The sequence below is a fragment of the Pectobacterium sp. PL64 genome (assembly GCF_022477975.1).
GTDB lineage: Bacteria > Pseudomonadota > Gammaproteobacteria > Enterobacterales > Enterobacteriaceae > Pectobacterium > Pectobacterium jejuense.
Genome location: NZ_CP092070.1, coordinates 2,859,301 through 2,877,075, shown reverse-complemented (window position 1 = coordinate 2,877,075; position 17,775 = coordinate 2,859,301). Strand labels below are relative to the sequence as shown.

Genomic DNA, 17,775 nt, shown 5'->3' with positions numbered 1-17,775 from the left:
TGCATCCCGCTATGATTATCAGGAGTTCCCTATGTCTCGCTTACACAACAAACGTACCCTTATCACCGGAGGCACCTCCGGCATTGGGCTGGAAACCGCAAAGCAGTTTCTCGCTGAAGGGGCTCGCGTCATCGTTACTGGGGTCAACCCCGATTCTATTGCCGCAGCAAAAGCCGAGCTTGGCAGCGAGGTGCTGGTGTTGCGCGCCGATTCGGCTAGCGTGAGTGCACAGAAGGAACTGGCGCAAGCCGTGGAAGCCCATTACGGAAAAGTTGATGCTGTCTTTCTCAACGCGGGTGTTTCCGTTTGGCAACCGATTGAGGAATGGACGGAGGAGATGTTTGATCGCTCCTTTGACATCAACGTCAAGGGGCCGTACTTCCTGATCCAGTCGTTGCTGCCCGTGTTCGCCAGCCCTGCTTCGGTCGTGCTCAACACGTCGATTAGTGCGCATGTAGGATCGGCTCGTTCCTCGGTTTATTCTGCGACCAAAGCGGCTTTTCTTAGCCTGTCAAAGACGCTGTCGAGCGAACTGATGGCGCGTGGTATTCGCATCAACGCGGTTAGCCCAGGGCCAATCGATACCCCGCTGTATGACAAACTTGGTATCCCCGATACCTATCGCAAACAGGTCAACGAGGAGATCGTCAAAAGCATTCCTTCAGGCCGATTCGGCACGGCGGAGGAGATTGCCAAGGCGGTGTTGTACCTGGCTTCAGATGAGTCCCGATGGACTATCGGTAGTGAGATTGTCGTGGATGGCGGGCGTCTCTTGAACGACTGATCCGACATTATGATGTTCGTGGATTGTCCATCATTAGCTAATCACTACGCCAGTAAGAAAGAGACAAATGCCTTGTGATGAGCAATAAAAAAGCAGGTAAGTTGCCTTACCTGCTTTACCACGTTCTGACTGATAGCAATGAGAACGCGTGCTTTATTTATAAACTCGTACGTTATTTAGAACGCATAGTTAAAGTTCACGCCGTACAGCCAGGCTTTACCTTTGGAGCTGAAAGTGTAACTTGGCGAACCCGCTCTATCAGAGATAGGTTCGCTGATATCAACTTGCTTGCCATGCATGTAGGACACGCCAACATCCACAGACGCGTCTTTATTAAAGGCGTAGGTCGTACCTGCGCTCAACCAGAAACGATCCTGATCCGGGATGGAGATCGAACGTTTGTCGGCCGGTACTGGGCTGTCGTCAAACGCGATACCGCCGCGGAACGTCCAGTTATCGTCATGATAGTAGGTGGTGCCGAGTGCGATACGGTACGCGTCACGGAAGCTTTCATCTTTATGGAACAGAGTCTGACCGTTGTTGCCCGTTGCTTTCAGCTCCTGGAACTGGCTCCAACTGGTATAGGTCAGGCTGTAGTGTACCGCCCACTTCGGCGCCACGCGATGGTAGGCCGACGCTTCCCACATTTCCGGCAGATTCAGCGTCAGCTTGCCAGGGATCGTTGCGCCACCAGTACCGTTCAATGCTGTTACTGCTGTTGGGAGGTTGTTGCTGTAATCGCCGTTAAAATCGATATCGACTTTTGAACGATAAGTCAGGCCGAAGCGATTATTTTCATCGACTTCATAAAGGATACCCGCATTCCAACCGTAACCCCATTCCTTACCTTCCAGACGAGCTATTTCTGAGGAGGGACCAGCGACTACCCCTTGTAATCCACCAGCAGCGGTAGGTACGTTTGCCAATTCACCTGCTCGACGAACAATCTTGGCATCAGCATAGACGGCGTTAACCCCTAAACCAAAGCTAAAATGCTGGTTCAGGCGATAAGCGGCGCTCAGATTCAGGTTTGATGTCAGCAGGTCGGTCTGTCCACCAATGGAACCTGCGGCATAGTTATCATTGAATTCCGTTGCTAAGCCATAGTTGGTGGTAGCGGAAGCACCAACCGCCCATTGCTCATTCAGCGGCATGATGAAGTGTAGGTTCGGCACCCAGGCGTGCGGCGCAATATTTTTGGCGCTGGTATTCTGCCCAGTCAGGGAGTTTTTCCCCTGAACATCGATATCCGGGTTGATATAAGTGACACCACCGGAGAATGAAGGGCGGTCAAACATGGTCATGGTCGCCGGGTTACGGCTACCTGAGGTCGCATTATCGGCTACGGCACCTTCACCAGAAAACGCGCGTCCCAGACCAGATGATGAGTATTCATTTAGCTGGAAACCAGCTGCGGACACATTTGCTGAAAACAGGGCCACCGCAACAGCAATTGTGGATTGTTTGAACAGGTTTTTCTGGTTCATGACCAAAACCTCTTTATATGCTTGTTATTTAACTTTGTTACACGAAGTAACAAGGGACGCGCATTGTAGGGGGCGCACTCAGCCTGACAAAGCAGACCAGTTGCCAAAGTATAAGTTGGGAATACGACAATGTTGCGCTCGTGTATTAAAAATATTTCTAAAATGATGCAGAATTTAGACCTGCTTAACGTTTTGGTTAATTTGTGTGAAGAGATATTACTCGGTCTTTACTGCCTTATAACACCGTAATGTGATTGATATCACTAAAATTACTGGTCAGCATGAAGTGCTGGCACTGCTTCGGGATGAGGGAGTAAAATATAAGGAAGATAAAAATATTTGAACTGGATCATATCTCCCGCGTTTTAAGAGGAAAGTAGCATGACGAACGTAATCAACAAATGCAGTGCTGAAGAAACCGCAGCCTGCTGCTGTGTCGATGTTGGCACAATTATGGATAACACGGATTGCACGGCGTCTTACAGCAACGTTTTTGGCGATCGTGCTGAGGCGGAAGCGGCACTGGCCGCCCTGACGGAAAAAGCGCGTGCGGTAGAGTCTGAACCTTGCGAAATCGCCAGCACGCTGGAAGACGTAGACGGCGGCGTTAAATTGGACATCGATTTCACGTTCAGTTGCCAGGCTGAAACGATGATTTTCCAGCTCGGCCTGCGTTAAGCCTTCCTTCTGGCAGGCATTGCGTTATCGCATCGCCTGCCTGACTCGTTTTGTTTCCCTTCGTTATTTCTATCCACCACTGTCGGTGGTGTCGTCACTTATCCATTCTCCCAATGCGCATGTTAATTGGCCATAGAATCGGTCGGCATGTTGTCGGCGTTCCCCAGATCGTCGCGATGTCTTCATAAAAACGGTGCAGCATTTCGTCTCGTCCTGCTTTCTTCGGTTGTATTAGTCATCTTTATCACCTGAGTCTTGTCATAAGGTTGATGGTATCAGGGCTGACAACAGCATGCTCTTCACACTTTTGTGTTGCGCAGCTTTGCGTAATGTAACTATCTGGTTAACAATGAAATCAGGTCTGACCTGTTGTGCGCGTACTTTATTTTCGGTTAACAGGAGCGTTTATGAGCGAGGTATTACCTCTGATAACCCGCCGCGGCGATCGCATTGCGTTCGTGAGCGGATTACGCACCCCATTTGCCCGGCAGGCAACGGCCTATCATGGCGTACCTGCCATCGAATTAGGGAAGCTCGTTACCAGTGAATTACTGGTTCGCACGGGGATCGACCCTGAACTGATCGAGCTATTGGTGTTCGGACAGGTGGTCCAAATGCCCGAAGCGCCGAATATCGCCAGAGAGATCGTGCTCGGCACGGGCATGAGTGTGCATACCGATGCCTACAGCGTGTCGCGCGCCTGCGCCACCAGCTTTCAGGCGGTCGCCAACGTGGCGGAAAGCATCATGGCGGGGACGGTGGAAGTCGGCATTGCTGGCGGGGCGGATTCCTCTTCCGTGCTGCCGATTGGCGTCAGCAAAGCGTTGGCCAGAACGCTGGTGGATATGAACAAGGCCCGGACGCTGAGCCAGAAGTTGAAACTGTTAAGCGGTCTGCGCCCGAAAGACCTGCTGCCAGTTGCGCCTGCCGTGGCGGAGTATTCCACTGGGCTGCGCATGGGTGATACCGCCGAACAGATGGCAAAAACCTACGGCATCACGCGCGAAGAGCAGGATGAACTGGCGCACCGCTCGCACAAGCTGGCGGCTCAGGCCTGGGAATCCGGCGTGTTGCGCGATGAAGTCATGACGGCTTACGTCCCACCCTATGACAAGGCGCTGAGTGAAGATAACAACGTGCGCCATGATTCCGCGCTGGAGCAGTACTCCCGTTTACGCCCAGCGTTCGATCGCCGACACGGTACGGTCACGGCGGCGAACAGTACGCCGCTAACAGATGGCGCGGCAGCGGTGTTGATGATGAGTGAATCCAAGGCCAAAAGTCTGGGGATCACGCCGTTAGGCTACCTGCGCAGCTATGCATTCAGCGCCATCGGCGTACAGCGTGATATGTTGTTGGGGCCGGCTTATGCCTCCCCGCTGGCGTTGGCAAGGGCTGGCGTGACGCTGGCTGATCTGACGCTCATCGATATGCACGAAGCCTTTGCCGCCCAGACGTTGGCAAATCTCAAACTGTTTGCCAGCGATGAGTTTGCTCGGAATCAGCTGGGTAGAAATGCCGCGCTGGGTGAGGTGGATCGCACCAAGTTCAATGTGTTGGGGGGATCCATTGCCTATGGACACCCCTTTGCCGCTACTGGCGCGAGGATGATTACCCAAACGCTGAATGAATTGCGCCGTCGTGGCGGCGGGCTGGGGTTAACCACTGCCTGCGCGGCGGGCGGGCTAGGTGCGGCAATGGTACTGGAGGTGACGCCATGAACGATCAACAGCCTTTCTCCGTGACAACATCATCTGCAACGGAAAAAACAGCGCCTGTAACGGAAAGCCCGTCCGCCTTTTCCCTAACGATTCGGCCGGACAATATCGGTGTTATTTGCATTGATGTTCCCGGTGAGAAGGTGAACACGCTAAAGAGCGAATTTGCAGAACAGATTCTTTCGGTCTTCGAGCAGGCGCGGCAGCAAGCGACGCTTAGGGGACTGATTTTTATTTCCGCCAAGCCCGATTCGTTTATCGCCGGTGCGGATATCACCATGTTGAACCAGTGCAGCAGTGCCGAACAGGCAGAGAATCTGGCGAAGCAAGGGCAGGAAACGTTCGATCAGGTGGCCGCACTGCCGTTCCCCGTGGTGGCCGCGATCCACGGTGCCTGTCTGGGTGGTGGGCTGGAGCTGGCATTGGCCTGCGACTATCGCGTCTGCTCGCTGGATGAAAAAACGGTGCTGGGGCTACCGGAAGTGCAGCTTGGTCTTCTTCCCGGTTCGGGCGGAACGCAGCGGTTGCCACGGCTGATTGGTCTGGATAGTGCGCTGGAGCTCATTCTGACCGGTCGCCACCTCCGTGCGAGTCAGGCGTTACGACAAGGGCTGGTTGATGAGGCCGTCCCGCACGATATTCTGCTGGAGACGGCGGTCGAGATTCTCAAAAAAGGAAAACGTAAAGCAGTGCCGCTGGGCTGGCGTTCGCGTTTGTTGAGCAGTCCGGGCATTCGCGATGTGCTGTTCAAACTAGTGAAGCGCAAAACACGTGCGAAAACACACGGTAACTATCCGGCCACGGAAAAAATCATCCAGGTGGTGCGTCGGGGCATAGAAAAAGGGCGTGAAGAAGGGTATCGGCACGAGGCGAAAGCGTTCGGCAAACTGGTGATGACGCCGGAGTCGGCCGCGCTACGCCACCTGTTCTTTGCCTCCAATGCATTAAAGAAAACCACCGGGGCGGCCTCTGATGCCAAGCCGATCCACTGTGTGGGCATTCTCGGCGGTGGGCTGATGGGCGGCGGGATTGCCAGCGTGACGGCGACGCGCGGGAAGTTGCCGGTACGCATTAAAGATATCAATGAACAGGGCATTAACCATGCGCTGAAGTACAACTGGCAGCTGCTGACCAAACGCGTTCAGAGTAAGCGGATAAAACCGACGGAGCGCCAGCGGTTGATGACGTTGATTTCCGGTAGTACGGACTATCGCGGTTTTGAACATGCGGATATCGTCATTGAGGCCGTTTTTGAAGATCTGGCGCTGAAGCGGCAAATGGTGGCGGAGATTGAAGAGCACGCTGCGGCACACACGATTTTCGCGTCAAACACGTCCTCGCTGCCGATCCATCAGATTGCAGAGGGCGCGCGCCGTCCGCAACAGGTTGTGGGTCTGCACTACTTTAGTCCGGTGGACAAAATGCCGCTGGTTGAAGTTATCCCTCATGCTCACACCAGCGCAGAGACGGTCGCGACGACGGTGGCTCTGGCGAGAAAGCAGGGAAAAACCGCGATCGTCGTAGGCGACAGCGCCGGTTTTTATGTGAACCGCATATTAGCGCCTTATATCAACGAAGCCGCTTATTGCCTGCTGGAAGGGGAGCCGATCGAATCGATTGACTATGCGCTGGTGCGCTTTGGCTTCCCCGTCGGCCCGCTCGCGCTGCTTGATGAAGTCGGTATTGATGTCGCGACCAAAATTGTGCCAGTGCTGAGTGAAGAACTGGGCAAGCGGTTCACCTCTCCACCCGCGTTTGATGCGATCCTGAAAGATGGGCGGAAAGGGCGCAAGAATGGGAAAGGATTCTACCGGTACAATAAAACACGCCGTTTCTGGCACGCAGGCAGGGAGGTAGACAGCTCGGTTTATCCGCTGCTGGATGTCACGGCGAAGGCCCATATCGACCCTGCGCTCATCAGCCAGCGTGCTGTGATGATGATGCTCAATGAGGCGGCGCGCTGCCTGGAAGAAGGCGTGATCCAGTGCGCCCGCGATGGTGATATTGGCGCGGTATTTGGCATTGGTTTCCCACCTTTCCTCGGCGGGCCGTTCCACTATATGGATCGTCTGGGCGTGGAAACGGTCGTGAAAACGCTGCTGGTGCTGCAACAGCAGTATGGCGATCGGTTCGCGCCCTGTGAACGTCTGCTCGCGATGCGGGAAGGTCGGCGGACATTTTATCCGCCAACCGATGAAGACCAGAGCGCTAGTTGATTGTGACGTTGATCGTCACCGTGTCTTTATATGCGCCTTCTGGCTTACTGGCCTGACTGGCATTAATTCGGGCGGTGTACGGGATATTTTGCGTAATTCCCGTACCCGTTCCGCTGTAATCGTTGGTTTCGGTCCAGGCGATGTTCCCGGTGCGATAGAGCTGATATTGCAAATAGTAAGGCGTGCCACCGACGGTGGCCGTCATTCTGCGCCAGTTGGCATCGTCAGGGTGGGTACTGACGAGTTTGACGGTATACGCGCCCAGCAGCGTACAGCGAACCCCGAGGTTATTGTTGACCGCCGCGAAATCAGCGGGGAACGCCGCCATGCCAAAACTGATATTCGGCGCGCTGGTGATCTGGCAGTCATTGGTGATGTTCATGGTGATATTGAGGGTTGAAGTGGTTGAGCCCCTTTCGTAAACACAAAGACCTAACGCTCCCAGCGAACAAAGTTCATAATCCCATTTAATCGTCACCGTATCGGTATAGGTCCCGGCCGCCACGTTGTTGCCGATACTGGTGCGGATATAGATCGGTATGGAGCCATCTGCTGAATTGAACAGGCCTAAAATTCCCAGAAATGTCGTCCGAGACCAGGTATAGGTTGAACCGATTTCATAAAGCGTACCGCAGCCAGAATCGATACACAGGCTGTAGGGAACGTAGTCTGTGCTCGTCCCTCTGCGCATCCGCATGGCGGTACCGCTGGGATTACTGTCATCCAGTATTGTGATTGTAATCGTATTGGTACCGGCTATACTCAGCAGGCTTCCCGTACAGCGGAATCCACTGCCTGATGTCACGATCTGGGGTGTTCCATTAACACCGACAACGGAAGAGGCATAAGGCCCCAGCGTAGTGGAACTCGGTGGCGTCGTGCAGGCGGCGTAGCTAAAGGGCGCGTAATACAGCGCCATCGACAGGAAGGCCAGACGCAGCCAACGAGCAACTCGCCGGTTGGTAGGGAAGAAGTGCTGGATTTTTGGTATCGGGGTCAGCATCGTTTTATCCTTTTGAGTCAGTCTGGCAGGTAAGCGGGCCGATGGTCGCCATCATGGTCTGTGATTCCGGCAGTGAGAATTCCACCCGGCAAAGCCGTCCGTCTTCTTGTTTAAATCGTAAGCGGTTAGCGGTTCCCAGATTGGTGAAATAGACCAGGCCATCGTAGCCGCTGATGGTGGTGTCCCCGCTGACCTCGTTTGTTATCCAGGTGCCGATGGTGAGTGGGTTGCCATCCGTATTGCGCAGCTTAATGTTGGCGGATCGCACGGCATGAACGGGGAATGTGACGACAGTGCCGCTGCCTTCTTTGACCGACACACGCGATTCCACCTGTGGCGTGGTGACGTTGGCTGGCAGTTGTAGTGTGTCGATTTCCACTTTCGCGGGGTAATGGGACACCACCCACGGCACAAGCAAATGGCCGCGTTTGTTGGTTTTTCCTACCAGCTGGTTTTCATATTTTACCGGGACGTCAGGGTATCCCTCGGTATCAACCACAATAAAAGCATCGTTGATACGGTTACTGGCGAAAAGCCCCCCGTTCATGTAGATCAGCGAGCCGCTCAGTTCACCCCATTGCGTGGTGTTTCCTTCATTGCCATAGGTGCCACCAGCAACCATGGCATAAGGGCCGCGCCAGTTTAGCGAGCCTTGGTGATAAGGATTTTTCCCTGCGCCATACGCGGCGTTCCAGCCTAATCCACCTTCTGTCGGTGCGGTACGGTTCACCCCGACTCGCGGTGAATAATCGCCATTGTTGTCGCGCTGAACGCCGGCATTAATGCTGCCGTTTGTACCAAAAGGCATCACGAACTGGATCTGGGCGCTGTAGCCGTTTTCTCCCAGCGCTTTGTTAAAGGCGAGATAAATAGAGCTGTTTTGCCAGACTTGACGGCTGAAAGAGAAATTTAGCAGGCGAGTCCGGGTTGAATCGTACGCGCGGATATCGAAATAACCCACGCCGAATGAGCCGTTGCCTTCGCCGAACAGCTGGCTGCTGAGCGTTGCCTGATAGCTTTCTCTACTGAGGCGGCCTTCCGTGAGTACGGCGGTTAAATCGCGGTATTCCTCACTGCGTTTGGCATGTTGAACATTCAGGCCAAATGCGGAAGTGTAGTAAGAGTAGCCCGTGGTGTATTGGTGTCCGGTGGCTTCTTTTTCACTCTGACTGTAGGAGGAACTCAGCGTACCCCAGCGGCCAAGGGTAAAGTCGGCTCCCGCACCGAGCAGATAGAGATCCTGTACGGCTTCGCCATGCGCTGACACAGTCAGCTTATTGGTCAACCCATAGCGATAGATGCCGCTGACAGCGGGATCGTCAGTGTAGGCATTATTCTTTATGCCATAGTCCTGACGTAACACGCCAACGGACAGATCGAAATCGCTTAATCCCGCTCTTAACAATGTGTTTGAGACGTAAAATGGGATCGTGGTAGAAATCTGCCGCCCCTGAGCGTCAGTGGTAATGACGGTCGCTTCCCCTGCACCGTTCAGGTAAGGCGTGTTAGTGAGAGTGAATGGACCAGCATTCAGGCTGGTGCTGTTCGCTTTATACCCGTTGATAAACAGGTCCAGCGTGCTGGGCACAGCAGCCGTACCGGTGTATTGCAGCATCGGATAAGTGACAATATCCGGGCGAAGGCCGAAATTGCGGGCGACGCGCAGGCCGCCCATACGCACCGAGTTGCTCCACGTCAGCGAGTTGCTAATCAGGTCACCAACCTGATAGGTGATCATGCGTTCGTTATCGTTATAGCGCCAATAGGTATCGAAACGCTGATAGCCATCTTGCTGCGCGGTATTGTTGCCCGAGGTGAAGTAGTAGATCCCTGTATTGGATAAGGTTCCATAAGGGCTAAAAAAACGCTGTTCCATCCAACTGCTGAGCGAATCTGAATTGGCACGAGGCGAGGTGTAATAAAGGTTATAGTTGAACAATAAGCCGGGACTGCTACGGGCGGGGAAACGCGCCATGTCCTGCCCGCCGCCTTCAACAGATTGCTCGGGTAGCCAGAATGTAGGCACGGTGATTTTTAGCTGCTGTATGGCCTGATCGTAATCGGTGGTGACCTCTGGCAGGGCGTTGATATTCACCAGCCCCACGCTTTGGTCTGGCAGACGGACGTGATTCGAACGCAGTGTTGCTGCATCGACATAATAATTCCCCGCACGATACGTGACGGGTACGACCAGATTATCGCTCAGCCCGTTGACGGAGATCGTTAAATAGTAAACGGACTCGCTGAGTGAGGGCATGGCGCTGGGGGGCGCGGGAAGATCGGTATAGTCTTCCGCGAGAATCGTCGCAGAATAAAACAGCGTAAACGGGGCATAGATGAGCAGGGGAAACCTGGCTGTTTTGCTCTTCATGCCTGGCCTCACCATGGCCGCGTGGTCAATAGACACGTCGCTGTCGTTAATCGCCCCATCATTCGCGTTTTATCAAGATAGGATCGGTGATATCGATCAAGCTGGTGAAGAGTTGCATGCCTGCACCCGGTGTGGATACGCCAGCAGGCAGCGGCCAGCGCATCTCTTGTCCCGGTAACACATAGCCTAAAAAGCCGTCGGTTACCTTTATCCGGCTTCCTTTTCCGCTTTGGTCGGCTGACCAATAGACGTTGCTCAGACGGGCATGGACGACGCCACGATTACGGACATAAAGATAGTTTTTCCCCCCAACCGGGCTAACTCGCCAACTGAGTACGGGCAGCGTAGGCTCGGTGGTGGCGCGTCGTTTGTCCGGGCGAATATGTGTCCAAATGCCTGCACCATCAAGGAACAGTGGCAGCAGATAGCGCATCTGGAATTGCAGCCCCATCTGCGGGGCATCCTGTTGGTAGGGCGCGGAGATTTCATCAACGATGATGCGGTAAGCCTGTTCGGTATTGGCGGGGGCAGGGTTGACGCGAATCAGGCGTATCATATTGCGCTTGCCCGGCTCCAGTGTCATGAACGGCGGTGTGGCAATCACATTACTTTGCTCGGCATAACGATCCTGAAAATCTATTTGCTTCCAGGACACTATACGAATTTGTAAGCCGACGGGCGCAGCACCTTTATTTTCCAACCATAGCGCCGAGCTGTTCTCATCGGACTCAATGACCTGATAAATCGGCCAAACGAGGATAGAACTGGCGGCAAAGCAAGACGAGCCGAAACCGCTTAATAAAAAAACCATTACCCGAATAAAAAGCGTCATTTTCCTTTTCATCCTGTGTTCACCCTGTTTTGTTTTTAATAAGTCAGGCTGACGGTCACGTTATCGGTATAAACCCCTGCGGGAGGCAGAGGCGTGCCGCCAAAATAGCGGGCGTAAACGGTGTAGGTCTGGGGTGTAGCGGGAAAAGAGACAATGCTGAGCGCCAGACTTCCCGTTCCCCATACCTGTGTGCGTGCAGCATCACGGTAAAGCTGGTAGGCCAACAGGCGCGTCCCGGCCGCATTCTTCAGATAGCGCTGTGCGCTGCTGCCGCCATTGGCACCGTAGCCCAGTTCGATGATGGCATTAGTGCCAGGTGTACAGGTCGCGATAATCGATCCCCCGCCGCTGGTGCTGGCGATATCCACGTTGGTCGCCGTGGCGCTGAGCGTCCCAAAATTAAGTGTTCCCATATTGGGCTGGCTGCTTGCTGTGCTGGTGCCAAACACACAGCCTTTTTGTATCGTTGCTGTGACATCGAATGTGCTGCTCACGGTAAGCGCCATCGCCACCGTGGGGACGATGGAACCAGACAGTAGGAGTGAGAAAATCAATGCCGATGGAAAACGCATCGCAATACCCGCGGCTATCGAGCCTGAATGGCGGCACGGGAAACGCCCAGAGTCAGGGGCGAAGGCTGGGCGTAGGCTGCAAACGCGGAATCGCGTATGAGATGTGGTGACATAACGGCTCCTTTTCTTGTGGATCAATGACCCTAAAAAGGCTGGCATGCGAACATGCCAGCCTGTAAAAAATCACCATTCGATCGTGGCAGTGACGGTATCGGTATAAGCCCCAGCGGTGGGCGATAGCACGGTCTGATCTGACGGTAGGATACGGGCATACACGGGAACCAGCTGTGGGTTGCCCGTTGCAACAATGGCAATGCCAGTTGCACTATTGAGTGGGATTTCGGTCGTGCGGGTTGAATCGCTGTATAAACGGTAAGGGACGTTGTAGGCTCCCGTGCCCGGCGCTAACCGGCGTAGCGAGGCGGTAGCATTGGCTCCGTCACCTATCTTTAATGTTGCGGGCGTGCCAACAGAGCAACTGACGGTAATCCCGTTGCCCCCAGTGCTGGTAACCTGGGCGTCAATACTGGCTGTCAGATCGGAATGAGAACCAAAGCTGATTGTTCCCCATGTAGTGCCTGCGCCTCCCCCGTTGTTGACCGTGCAGGCAGAGGTAATCGTCAGTGATACAGGGATCTGACCATTAATCGTTACGCTGCTGGCAGTGGGGGAGAGGCCGAATGTGGTAAATAGTGTGGCCAGAATAGGTAATGTTATACGTTTAGAATTCATGATGATTCCTTTATATGTCTCTCACTTATTTTCATCGAAAGTGTTTTCACGGCAGGGCATTGATTTTCGTGAAAACAGCTCGTCAAGAATGACTATTAAAAAAGTAATCATAACGAGTCGTTTTAATCAGTATGGATATTTATAGGGCATAGATTAACCGACCGGGAAAATACAGAGGGTTTATTCTCTTTCCTGGTTGGCAGAACCATTGACACTAAAATGTCGCATTACTGAAATATATCGCTACTACTTTCAGTACGTTCCGTATGGTGAAGATGACGCTATAAAGAACACGTATGGCTAATTTTATCTTCCGTGGCGTGAATAATGGCAGGCATATAAATAACAGAGAGGTTCTTCGGGCTTTATCCTGAATTGCACATTCGTCCATAAATAGAAGAGCAATCTATTTTTATTATATGACGTTATATTCTGTGTAATGACCTTGTTTATATAAAACGAATAGTAAAAAAAAGAGCTACTTAAGATAAAGATAGAACCAGAGTGGTTGTTTAACAATGTCGCAAAAATTGATATGCGTTAAAAAAGTGCAAGAAATCGACATTTTTGATTTTATCAGTATTTTATGCTGATTTTTTGTTCATTGTTGAATTCTGTCTCTTATCTTTTGATTTTACTGTAAGTGATTATAATGATCACTGTAAAGATATGGTTATGTGTTTGGGTTGGGCAGATCCTACCGTATATCTATAAATTATTTATTTATCATGCAATTAATGATGGGTGGTAGGGGCAGGCAAGTCTGGTGACGTTGCTGATATATTACGACTATTGACTTGTTAATGATGGGAGCGCTAAAACGCGCCATTCAGAATGGTTAATGTTATAACAGTATTGGGGCGCATTCACGGCAGATCTCAGTGGGTAGCCTGTGGTCGGGAAGCGGGTATGATGACTTTTTCTACCTAAACCTGACCTCAGGTGAGTTTACATAGCGAGAAACTCAGGTAACCTACAACAATAAAGCGGTTATACCCGTCATACTTGAATGATTTAGGGTATCTACCTTATATATGGCTACATTGCAGGTATGCCAAAGAGGCAGCAAAGCCAATGCTCATACAGCATTAAGTATGAGCATATATCATATATTTCATTAACATAGCGGTGTAATATGCAAGTGTTGATAATGCGTCATGGTGATGCGGTACTTGATGCAGCGAGTGATGCTGTTCGGCCATTGAGCGACGCAGGTCGTGATGAATCCCGTCAGATGGCGTGTTGGTTGAATGAGCAAAATATCGATATTGAGCGCGTTCTGGTGAGCCCTTATTTGCGTGCCCAGCAAACGCTCGAGGTGGTGAAAAAAGTGCTGCCGCTGCCGGAAGAAGCGGATTGCCTGAATGAGCTAACGCCCGGTGGTGATGCTCAGCTTGTTAGCTATTATCTGCAAACGCTGGCAAGAGAAGGCGTGGGTGCGGTTCTGGTTGTGTCGCATCTGCCGCTGGTGGGCTATCTGGTTGCCGAGTTATGCCAGAATGAAACCGCACCGATGTTCGCCACATCCGCTATTGCCTGCGTGAAGGTGGAAGCGGAATCCGGTCATGGCATTCTGCACTGGCAAGTTAGCCCGGCGCAGTTGAACGCGAAATCCTGATACAACTAACCCCAAGCTCCTGAATTCATACGTTATGAGGCGTGTAATGCACTTACACGCCTCATTGTTTTTTGAAGAAGAGCGAGCTTATTCAAGCGACGGTGCCTCTAGCGCCACCAACACCAGCAGCGCGGCATTCCCCCCAAATTCTTTCGGAGCCTGATGAAAAGCCAACACGTCAGGGTGCTGTGCCAGCCAGAGCGGCGTTTGTTGCTTCAATATATGTTTGCCGTGCCCGTGCATCACGCAGGCGCAGTAAACGTGCTCCCGCCGACAGGCCGCTAGCAGCGCGCCCAGTTCCTGCTTCGCCTGAAGCTGCGTCAGGCCATGCAAATCCAGAAACAGCTCCGGTGAATAATCTCCCCGTCGAAGCTTCTTCAATTCATAATGGCTGGCACCCGGGCGGACATAGCGCGTCGGGCCTTCTGCATCCAACTGTGGCTGAAATTCATCCGAAAAATAGAAACTGGCATCAACCTGCTCCTGCAATGCCCGTTTGGCGGGTAATTCACCCGGTTTTTTGCGCAGCGGTTTGTGGGTATAGGTATCCTGACGCAACTTTTTTGTGCCAGTGATTGACGTGCGAAAAAGCTGTAATTCGTCGTCATTCAGCGAATATTTATTACTCATGTTTTATTCATCTTGCGTCAACATTCGATCAGTTTACCTTGTCTCCCCGCTGTCGCTAAATAAAAGTCTGTATCGGGGCGCGTTCAGTCGGTTATATCTGCTGATTTGTCGCGGGCTTCATGGCAAACTAAGCGCCAATTTCCCATTCAGAACAGTCTGCGGAGGACACCCTTGGACAAAATTTTCGTCGATGAGGCCGTCAGTGAACTTCATACCATTCAGGATATGTTGCGCTGGGCTGTCAGCCGGTTTAACGCAGCCAACGTCTATTACGGTCACGGGACGGATAATCCCTGGGATGAAGCCATACAGCTGGTATTGCCTAGCCTGTATCTGCCGCTCGATATTCCTGAAGATATGTACACGTCCCGTCTGATCACCAGCGAACGGCAGCGTATTGTTGAACGCGTAATCCGTCGCGTCAATGAGCGTATCCCGGTTGCCTATCTGACCAACAAGGCCTGGTTCTGCGGCCTGGAATTCTACGTGGACGAACGCGTGCTGGTGCCGCGCTCTCCTATCGGTGAGCTGATCAATAACTATTTTGATGAGCAACTGCCGAAAACGCCAAACTATATTCTGGATCTGTGTACGGGCAGCGGCTGTATTGCTATTGCCTGCGCTCAGGCGTTCCCAGAAGCGGAAGTCGATGCGGTCGATATCTCGAGTGATGCGCTGGCGGTAACCGAGCAAAATATTCAGCAGCACGGTCTGGAATACCGCGTGACGCCGATTCGCTCTGATCTGTTCCGCGATTTACCGGCGATTCGCTATGATTTGATCGTGACTAATCCACCGTATGTGGATGAAGAAGATATGTCCGATCTGCCACAGGAATTCCGTTTTGAGCCTGAACTGGGACTGGCGGCGGGTAACGACGGTCTGGATCTGGTGCGTCGTATTCTGGCCTGTGCGCCAGACTATCTGAGCGACGACGGTGTGCTGATTTGTGAAGTGGGCAACAGCATGGTGCACCTGATCGATCAATACCCAGACATCCCGTTCACCTGGCTGGAGTTTGATAACGGCGGTGACGGTGTGTTTATGCTAACGCAATCACAGCTGGTCGATTGCAAAGCGCATTTCAGCGCTTACCGTGATTAAACGGTCATAACGATATTTATTCGCCTTACCGTTTAGACGGTGAGGCAGAAACAGAACACATGCGAAGGAGTTGTGATGGCAGGCAACAGTATTGGGCAATTTTTCCGCGTCACTACATTTGGCGAGTCCCACGGTATTGCCCTGGGATGTATTGTTGACGGCGTACCGCCGGGGATCCCGCTAACGGAAGCGGATCTGCAACACGATTTGGATCGCCGCCGTCCGGGGACCTCCCGCTATACGACGCAGCGCCGCGAACCCGATCAGGTCAAAATTCTGTCCGGCGTTTTTGAAGGTGTAACAACAGGGACCAGTATTGGCCTATTGATTGAAAACACCGATCAGCGTTCTCAGGATTACGGTGCGATTAAAGACGTCTTTCGCCCGGGCCACGCCGATTACACCTATGAGCAAAAATACGGCCTGCGCGATTACCGCGGCGGTGGCCGCTCTTCCGCGCGCGAAACCGCGATGCGCGTTGCTGCGGGCGCGATTGCGAAGAAATACCTGCAACAGCAGTACGGTGTGAAGGTACGTGGCTATTTGTCGCAGATTGGCTATGTCACCTGCGAGCTGAAAGATTGGGAACAGGTTGAGCAAAACCCGTTCTTCTGCCCGGATGTCGACAAGCTGGAAGCTCTGGATGAACTGATGCGGGCGCTGAAAAAAGAAGGTGACTCCATTGGCGCGAAGGTCAGCGTCGTGGCGGAGTCGGTGCCTGTTGGATTAGGTGAGCCGGTCTTTGATCGTCTGGATGCTGACTTGGCTCACGCACTGATGAGCATCAACGCCGTGAAAGGCGTCGAAATTGGCGATGGCTTTGCGGTCGTCACCAAACGCGGCAGCGAAAACCGTGATGAAATCACGCCGGACGGTTTCCAAAGCAATCACGCTGGCGGCATTTTAGGCGGGATCAGCAGCGGTCAGAATATTGTTGCACATCTGGCGTTGAAGCCGACCTCCAGCATTATGGTGCCGGGTAAAACGATCAACCGTCAGGGCGAAGCGACTGAAATGGTTACGCGCGGGCGTCACGATCCCTGTGTGGGCATTCGTGCGGTGCCGATTGCCGAAGCCATGATGGCGATTGTGTTAATGGATCACCTGCTGCGCCAACGCGCACAGTGTGGGGATGTGAACAGTCAGGTTCCTCGCTGGTAAAAAATAATGAAACAAGGGTTAATCGGGGTTCTCGCGCTGGCACTGAGCGCGCCGCTGTTATCGAACGCCGCGTGGGCGAAAACGCCCTGGCAGGAGATCGCGCATCCGGTTGCGGGTACGCCACAGTCAATTGGTAGTTTTTCCAATGGCTGTATCATTGGTGCCCAGCCGCTGCCATTGCAGTCGCTGGATTATCAGGTGATGCGCGTCGATCAGCGCCGCTATTTCGGTCACCCCGAGCTTCTGGCGTTTATTCACCGCCTGAGCAACGAGGTTAAGCGTACGACCTCCGGTAATGTGCTGGTGGGGGATATGGGCATGCCAGTTGGTGGACGTTTCAGCAGCGGCCACGCTAGTCACCAATCCGGGCTGGATGTCGACATCTGGCTGCAATTGCCCAGACAGCGCTGGAGCGAGCAGCAGTTGCTGAAACCGCAGCCTATCGACTTGGTTAACGCCAGCGGGCTGAACGTTAACCCACGCGTTTGGCGACCGGAAGTCACTACCCTGATCAAAACCGCTGCGTTGGATAGCGACGTCACGCGCATCTTCGTCAATCCGGCGATTAAAAAACAGCTCTGTGCTGAAGCCGGCCACGATCGTGACTGGCTGCGCAAAGTTCGCCCTTGGTTTGCACACCGTGCGCATATGCATGTGCGCCTGCGCTGCCCGGCTGACAGCCTTGAGTGTCAGGATCAGGACGAACCACCTGTCGGTGACGGATGCGGTGCCGAGTTAACCAGCTGGTTCCAGCCAAAACAGCCGAGTACCGAAGCCCCGGAAAAAACCACGCCGCCGCCGTTGCCTCCGTCTTGTCAGGCGCTGCTCGACAGACATTTTGCTGCGAGATAACGAGTCACTATGCGAGA

At 53.1% G+C, this 17,775-nt stretch carries 15 protein-coding genes; 8 read left to right on the top strand and 7 right to left on the bottom strand.

Going from position 1 to position 17,775, the window contains the following annotated elements; all coding sequences use genetic code 11:
* Window positions 1–31: 31 nt before the first annotated feature.
* On the top strand, window positions 32–784 hold the full coding sequence (locus tag HP572_RS12940) for an SDR family oxidoreductase (RefSeq protein ID WP_240583408.1): 753 nt from the start codon (window positions 32–34) through the stop codon (window positions 782–784).
* A 176-nt stretch (window positions 785–960) separates the two neighbouring features.
* On the opposite strand, the gene fadL is transcribed toward HP572_RS12940, so the two are convergent.
* On the bottom strand, window positions 961–2,271 hold the full coding sequence (fadL, locus tag HP572_RS12935) for a long-chain fatty acid transporter FadL (protein WP_205549935.1): 1,311 nt from the start codon (window positions 2,269–2,271) through the stop codon (window positions 961–963).
* 381 nt (window positions 2,272–2,652) lie between these two features.
* On the opposite strand from fadL, the gene HP572_RS12930 reads away from it, so the two are divergent.
* The 3 genes from HP572_RS12930 (at window position 2,653) to fadJ (ending at window position 6,883) form a co-directional block, all read left to right on the top strand.
* Window positions 2,653–2,949 carry a YfcZ/YiiS family protein gene (locus tag HP572_RS12930; RefSeq protein ID WP_182812260.1) on the top strand — a complete coding sequence of 99 codons (297 nt, stop codon included), beginning with the start codon at window positions 2,653–2,655 and terminating at the stop codon, window positions 2,947–2,949.
* Window positions 2,950–3,356: 407 nt separating this feature from the next.
* Window positions 3,357–4,670, top strand: coding sequence for an acetyl-CoA C-acyltransferase FadI (fadI, locus tag HP572_RS12925; protein ID WP_240583407.1), 1,314 nt, complete (start codon window positions 3,357–3,359; stop codon window positions 4,668–4,670).
* The gene (gene fadJ, locus HP572_RS12920; RefSeq protein WP_240583406.1) at window positions 4,667–6,883 is read left to right on the top strand and encodes a fatty acid oxidation complex subunit alpha FadJ; all 2,217 of its coding nucleotides are present in this window, start codon (window positions 4,667–4,669) and stop codon (window positions 6,881–6,883) included. Before fadI ends, fadJ begins: the two co-directional genes overlap by 4 nt.
* Here fadJ and HP572_RS12915 read toward each other — a convergent pair.
* From HP572_RS12915 to HP572_RS12895, 5 genes are all read right to left on the bottom strand, one after another.
* Window positions 6,876–7,886 carry a spore coat U domain-containing protein gene (locus HP572_RS12915; protein WP_240583405.1) on the bottom strand — a complete coding sequence of 337 codons (1,011 nt, stop codon included), beginning with the start codon at window positions 7,884–7,886 and terminating at the stop codon, window positions 6,876–6,878. The two genes, fadJ and HP572_RS12915, sit on opposite strands and share 8 nt — an antisense overlap.
* 4 nt (window positions 7,887–7,890) lie before the next feature.
* A complete protein-coding gene (locus HP572_RS12910; protein WP_240583404.1) occupies window positions 7,891–10,257 on the bottom strand; it encodes a fimbria/pilus outer membrane usher protein in 2,367 nt (788 codons plus the stop codon).
* A 58-nt stretch (window positions 10,258–10,315) separates the two neighbouring features.
* On the bottom strand, window positions 10,316–11,089 hold the full coding sequence (locus tag HP572_RS12905; protein WP_205549927.1) for a molecular chaperone: 774 nt from the start codon (window positions 11,087–11,089) through the stop codon (window positions 10,316–10,318).
* A 35-nt stretch (window positions 11,090–11,124) separates the two neighbouring features.
* Complete coding sequence (locus HP572_RS12900; RefSeq protein ID WP_240583403.1) at window positions 11,125–11,661, bottom strand: spore coat U domain-containing protein; 537 nt, start codon at window positions 11,659–11,661, stop codon at window positions 11,125–11,127.
* Window positions 11,662–11,844: 183 nt separating this feature from the next.
* Window positions 11,845–12,393 carry a spore coat U domain-containing protein gene (locus tag HP572_RS12895; RefSeq protein WP_205549923.1) on the bottom strand — a complete coding sequence of 183 codons (549 nt, stop codon included), beginning with the start codon at window positions 12,391–12,393 and terminating at the stop codon, window positions 11,845–11,847.
* Window positions 12,394–13,528: 1,135 nt separating this feature from the next.
* Between HP572_RS12895 and sixA the strand changes: the two genes are divergently transcribed.
* Window positions 13,529–14,011: a phosphohistidine phosphatase SixA gene (sixA, locus tag HP572_RS12890; protein WP_095700077.1), complete on the top strand. Its 483-nt coding sequence runs from the start codon at window positions 13,529–13,531 to the stop codon at window positions 14,009–14,011.
* A gap of 87 nt (window positions 14,012–14,098) precedes the next feature.
* Here sixA and smrB read toward each other — a convergent pair whose 3' ends face one another.
* On the bottom strand, window positions 14,099–14,641 hold the full coding sequence (gene smrB, locus HP572_RS12885; RefSeq protein ID WP_010298564.1) for an endonuclease SmrB: 543 nt from the start codon (window positions 14,639–14,641) through the stop codon (window positions 14,099–14,101).
* Window positions 14,642–14,812: 171 nt separating this feature from the next.
* Between smrB and prmB the strand changes: the two genes are divergently transcribed.
* The 3 genes from prmB to mepA all read left to right on the top strand — a co-directional run bounded on the left by prmB (window position 14,813) and on the right by mepA (window position 17,758).
* The gene (gene prmB, locus HP572_RS12880; RefSeq protein WP_240583402.1) at window positions 14,813–15,745 is read left to right on the top strand and encodes a 50S ribosomal protein L3 N(5)-glutamine methyltransferase; all 933 of its coding nucleotides are present in this window, start codon (window positions 14,813–14,815) and stop codon (window positions 15,743–15,745) included.
* Between the two features lie 75 nt (window positions 15,746–15,820).
* Window positions 15,821–16,906: a chorismate synthase gene (gene aroC / locus HP572_RS12875; RefSeq protein ID WP_240583401.1), complete on the top strand. Its 1,086-nt coding sequence runs from the start codon at window positions 15,821–15,823 to the stop codon at window positions 16,904–16,906.
* Between the two features lie 6 nt (window positions 16,907–16,912).
* Window positions 16,913–17,758: a penicillin-insensitive murein endopeptidase gene (gene mepA / locus HP572_RS12870; RefSeq protein WP_240583400.1), complete on the top strand. Its 846-nt coding sequence runs from the start codon at window positions 16,913–16,915 to the stop codon at window positions 17,756–17,758.
* The last annotated feature ends 17 nt before the right edge of the window (window positions 17,759–17,775 follow it).

Coding starts and splice junctions, on each gene's coding strand:
- mepA (WP_240583400.1), top strand. CDS start 16,913: ATGAAACAAGGGTTAATCGGGGTTCTCGCGCTGGCACTGAGCGCGCCG.
- fadJ (WP_240583406.1), top strand. CDS start 4,667: ATGAACGATCAACAGCCTTTCTCCGTGACAACATCATCTGCAACGGAA.
- smrB (WP_010298564.1), bottom strand. CDS start 14,641: ATGAGTAATAAATATTCGCTGAATGACGACGAATTACAGCTTTTTCGC.
- HP572_RS12895 (WP_205549923.1), bottom strand. CDS start 12,393: ATGAATTCTAAACGTATAACATTACCTATTCTGGCCACACTATTTACC.
- aroC (WP_240583401.1), top strand. CDS start 15,821: ATGGCAGGCAACAGTATTGGGCAATTTTTCCGCGTCACTACATTTGGC.
- HP572_RS12905 (WP_205549927.1), bottom strand. CDS start 11,089: ATGACGCTTTTTATTCGGGTAATGGTTTTTTTATTAAGCGGTTTCGGC.
- fadI (WP_240583407.1), top strand. CDS start 3,357: ATGAGCGAGGTATTACCTCTGATAACCCGCCGCGGCGATCGCATTGCG.
- HP572_RS12930 (WP_182812260.1), top strand. CDS start 2,653: ATGACGAACGTAATCAACAAATGCAGTGCTGAAGAAACCGCAGCCTGC.
- fadL (WP_205549935.1), bottom strand. CDS start 2,271: ATGAACCAGAAAAACCTGTTCAAACAATCCACAATTGCTGTTGCGGTG.
- sixA (WP_095700077.1), top strand. CDS start 13,529: ATGCAAGTGTTGATAATGCGTCATGGTGATGCGGTACTTGATGCAGCG.
- HP572_RS12910 (WP_240583404.1), bottom strand. CDS start 10,257: ATGAAGAGCAAAACAGCCAGGTTTCCCCTGCTCATCTATGCCCCGTTT.
- HP572_RS12940 (WP_240583408.1), top strand. CDS start 32: ATGTCTCGCTTACACAACAAACGTACCCTTATCACCGGAGGCACCTCC.
- HP572_RS12915 (WP_240583405.1), bottom strand. CDS start 7,886: ATGCTGACCCCGATACCAAAAATCCAGCACTTCTTCCCTACCAACCGG.
- HP572_RS12900 (WP_240583403.1), bottom strand. CDS start 11,661: ATGCGTTTTCCATCGGCATTGATTTTCTCACTCCTACTGTCTGGTTCC.